Here is a 3,857-nt window from a genome sequence, read left to right on the forward strand (position 1 = left end):
GGTCCTCGACCAGCCGCTTCAGCGCCGCATCGGCGTCCTCGACGATGTGGGCCTCGCGCGCGCGGTCGGCGTCGATGCGGGCGATCTCGCCCTCCAGCCGCGAGAGCTCGGCGGCGTAGGCCTCGGCCTCGCGGTCCAGCCGCTCCTTGTCGATGGCCAGCTTGTGCAGGATGGCCGCCGACACCGTCTCGGCCTCGCGCAGCGGCTTCAGCGCCGCCTCGGCGTCGGCGGCGCGCTGGGTCGCCCGGCCGGCGGCGCGCGCGGTCTCCTCCACTGCCCGGACCGCGGCCTGGGCCTCCAAGGCCAGCCGCTCGGCGCTTTCGCGCGCCTCGTTCCAGCGCGCGTAGAGCACCGCGCCCTGCAGGGCGCGGATCTCGGCGGAGAGCTTCTTGTAGCGCTCGGCCTGGCGCGCCTCGCGCTTCAGCCGCCCGAGCAGGCTCTCCAGCTCCTGGGCGACGTCGTCGAGGCGCGCGAGGTTGGCTTCCGCCGCCTTCAGGCGCAGCTCCGCCTCGTGCCGGCGCGAGTGCAGGCCGGAGACGCCCGCGGCCTCTTCCAGGATCATCCGCCGGTTCTGCGGCTTGGCGCCGATCAGCTCGGAGATCTGTCCCTGGCGCACCAGGGCGGGCGAGTTCGAGCCGGTCGAGGCGTCGGCGAACAGCAGCTGGACGTCTCTGGCCCGCACCTCGCGGCCATTGATGCGGTAGGTCGAGCCGGCCCCGCGGTCGATCCGGCGGATCACCTCCAGCACCGGATGGTCGTTGAAGGCGGGCGGCGCGCGGCGCTCGGCGTTGTCGATAGTGAGCTGGACCTCGGCGTGGTTGCGCGAGGCCCGGGCGCCGGAGCCGGCGAAGATCACGTCGTCCATCCCGCCGGCGCGCAGCGCCTTGGCGGAGTTGGCGCCCATCACCCAGCGCAGCGCCTCCAGGAGGTTCGACTTGCCGCAGCCGTTCGGTCCGACGATGCCGGTCAGGCCAGGCTCGATTCGGAACTCCGTCGGATCGACGAAGGACTTGAACCCGGAAAGACGCAGCCGCTGGAAATGCACGGCCTGCTCGGCTCCTATTTCTTCTTGGCCGCCGCGATGGCGGCGTCCAGCTTCTCGAGGCTCAGCTCGCCCTCGTATTTCACGCCGCCCACGAAGAAGGTGGGCGTCGAGGAGACGCCGGCGTCGATCGCCGCCTTCAGCCGCGCGTTGACGCCCTTGACGTTCTCCTGGTCGGTCAGACAGGCATCGACCTGGGCCTCGGTCAGGCCGTTGTCCTTGGCGATGCCAAGGAAGACCGACTTGATGTCGCCGTCCCATTTGGACTGGCTGCGGAACACCGCGTCGACGACCTTGAAGTATTTCGACGGCCCGGCGCAGCGGGCCAGCATGAAGCCGGCGGCGGCCACCTCGGCCGGCGGAGTCAGCATCTCGCGCAGGGTGTAGCGGACCTTGCCGGTGTCGACGTACTTGGCCTTGAAGGCCGGGAAGACGTCGGCGTTGAACCGCGCGCAGTGCGGGCAGCTCAGCGAGGCGTACTCCACCACCTGGATCTTCGCCTTCGGCGAGCCCAGGCTCATGTCGCCCGGCTGCGGGGCGAGCTTGGTGGAGGCGGGCGTCGCCGCGACCGCCCCGCCGGCGGCGAGGCTGGCGGAGAGGATCAGGCTCAGGAGGCGGCGACGGGTCGACAAGAGATTTTCCCTACTTCGAGGCGGCCGCGATCGCGGCGTCGAGCTGGGCCAGGCTCACCTCGCCGGTGGCGATCTGCTTGCCGTTGACGACGAAGGTCGGGGTGCCGCTGATCTTGTCGTCCTTGATCGCCCGCTGCACCCGCGCGTTCAGCGCCTTCAGCGCCTCGGGGTCGGAGACGCATTTGTTGAACTGATCCTCGGTCATGCCCGCCGACTGGGCGATGCGCAGCAGGACGCCGCGGTAGTCCTGGGTCTGAAACATCTCCGCCTGGTTCTTGTAGATGGCGTCGAGCACGGTGAAGTACTTGTCCTTGCCCGCGCAGCGCGCCATCAGGAAGCCGGCCGCGGCCACCTCTTCCGGCGGCGTCAGGAACTCCTTCAGGGTGTAGTGCACCTTGCCGGTGTCGATGTACTTGGCCTTGAACTCGGGAAAGACGGTGTTGTTGAACCGGGCGCAGTGGCTGCAGCTGGCCGAGGCGTACTCCACCACCTGAACCTTGGCGTCGGCCGGTCCCAGGCTCATGTCGCCTTCGCCGGCCGCACCCTTGCCGCCCTTGTTGCAGCCGGCGAGGCTGAGCCCCGCCACGGCGACGGCGGCGATGAGAAGACGACGGCTGAGCATGGGCAGGTCCCTGAAGTCCGAAGAAAGCATTAAAGCGCGATTCCCGCCGGACCGAACCTGGTCCGGATGAGCTAGTCCTGGCGGCGCAGGACGGCGCGTCCGAGCCTGGTCAGCGCATCCTTCAAGGGCCCGTCCGGCGCCTCGGCGAGGCCCCTGGCGAGCTCGGCCTCCTTGGCCGCGTCGAGGGGCGCCGCGCGCTTGCGAGGTTGCGGGTGGGCGGTCTGTTGGGCGGGACGCAGCGGGCCCTGAACGATGCGCAGCTTTTGCACGGCCTCGGCGCCCAGGAACAGGTTCACCCGCGCCAGGATGTCGTGCGCCTGGTGCTGGATGACGGCGGCGGACGGGCCGGCGACACGGATTTCCAGAGACGAGGGCGCGCCGTTGCGGCCCCTGACCAGCTTCACCGGCTCGGTGCGCTTGGCGACCTCTGCGCCGACGATCTCGCGCCAGCGGGCGGCGAGCGCGCCCGGCCCCTGGCCGAAGCGGGCGTCGAGCTCCTTGATCGTCTTGTTCAGCGCCCGCCCGGCCGGCGGCGGCGGCCGGCGCTGCGGCCGCGTCCGCTTGGACGTAAGGATCCGCAGAGCTTCTTCAGCCGTGGGCAGGGACCGGCGCATGGCGCCAGTCTAGCCGGGGGTTGTGGCGGAGGCGAGGTGCGAGGTGACGCGGCATCTGCTACCCACGCCGGCGTGACCCCCGCCCAGATCCGCGCCGCCCTGCTGTCCTGGTACGACGCCAACGCCCGCGACCTGCCCTGGCGGGTCGGCCCGAGGGCGCAGGCGGCGGGCCTGCGCGCCGATCCCTATCGGGTCTGGCTGTCGGAGGTGATGCTGCAGCAGACCACCGTGCCGCACGCCACCCCCTATTTCCTGAAATTCACCGCCCGCTGGCCGACGGTCGCCGACCTGGCGGCCGAGCGCGACGAGGAGGTCATGGCAGCCTGGGCGGGGCTCGGCTATTACGCCCGCGCCCGCAACCTGCTGGCCTGCGCGCGGGCCGTCGCACGCGACCACGGCGGCGTCTTCCCAAACACCGAAGAGGCCTTGAGGACCCTGCCGGGGCTGGGCCCCTATACGGCCGCGGCGGTGGCCGCGATCGCCTTCGACCGGCCGGCGAACGTGGTCGACGGCAACGTCGAACGGGTGATGGCGAGGCTCTTCGCGCTCGAGGCGCCGCTGCCGGATGCGAAGCCGCAGCTGAAGCGGCTGGCCGCCGGCCTGGTGGCGGACGAGCGGCCCGGCGACTGGGCCCAGGCGCTGATGGACCTGGGCGCCGTGATCTGCCGGCCCAAGGCGCCGCTCTGCGACCGCTGCGCCCTGGCCGCGCCCTGCGCCGCCCGCGCCGGCGGAACGCCCGAGACCTATCCCCGCAAGCTCGCCAAGGCCGAGCGGCCGCACCGCTACGGCGTCGCCTATGTTCTGACCCGCGGCCCCGAGGTGGCCTTGGTGCGGCGTCCGCCCAAGGGCCTCCTGGGCGGCATGCTGGCGCTGCCCACCTCGGATTGGCGCGCCGCGCGCTGGAGCGAGGCCGAGGCGCTGGCCGCCGCGCCGGCCGCGGCGCCCTG

General features: G+C 71.8%; 5 protein-coding genes. 1 reads left to right on the plus strand and 4 read right to left on the minus strand.

Going from position 1 to position 3,857, the window contains the following annotated elements:
- The 4 genes from VJS38_RS14095 to VJS38_RS14110 form a co-directional block, all read right to left on the minus strand.
- Window positions 1-1,045: AAA family ATPase (locus VJS38_RS14095; RefSeq protein ID WP_324088782.1), on the minus strand; the 1,045-nt coding region annotated here is incomplete at its 3' end.
- Window positions 1,046-1,059: 14 nt separating this feature from the next.
- On the minus strand, window positions 1,060-1,674 hold the full coding sequence (locus VJS38_RS14100) for a DsbA family protein (protein ID WP_324088783.1): 615 nt from the start codon (window positions 1,672-1,674) through the stop codon (window positions 1,060-1,062).
- A gap of 10 nt (window positions 1,675-1,684) precedes the next feature.
- On the minus strand, window positions 1,685-2,296 hold the full coding sequence (locus VJS38_RS14105) for a thioredoxin domain-containing protein (protein ID WP_324088784.1): 612 nt from the start codon (window positions 2,294-2,296) through the stop codon (window positions 1,685-1,687).
- 71 nt (window positions 2,297-2,367) lie between these two features.
- Window positions 2,368-2,910 (minus strand): DUF721 domain-containing protein, encoded by a 543-nt coding sequence (locus VJS38_RS14110; protein ID WP_324088785.1) that lies wholly within the window; start codon window positions 2,908-2,910, stop codon window positions 2,368-2,370.
- 72 nt (window positions 2,911-2,982) lie between these two features.
- On the opposite strand from VJS38_RS14110, the gene mutY reads away from it, so the two are divergent.
- The coding region (mutY, locus tag VJS38_RS14115; RefSeq protein WP_324088786.1) for an A/G-specific adenine glycosylase at window positions 2,983-3,857 on the plus strand (875 nt) is incomplete at its 3' end.

Origin of the sequence: Phenylobacterium sp., from assembly GCF_035276905.1 — a bacterium.
Lineage (GTDB): Bacteria > Pseudomonadota > Alphaproteobacteria > Caulobacterales > Caulobacteraceae > Phenylobacterium.

Excerpts from the sequence above, each read along its gene's own strand:
- VJS38_RS14105 (WP_324088784.1), bottom strand. The coding sequence starts at position 2,296 with ATGCTCAGCCGTCGTCTTCTCATCGCCGCCGTCGCCGTGGCGGGGCTC.
- VJS38_RS14110 (WP_324088785.1), bottom strand. The coding sequence starts at position 2,910 with ATGCGCCGGTCCCTGCCCACGGCTGAAGAAGCTCTGCGGATCCTTACG.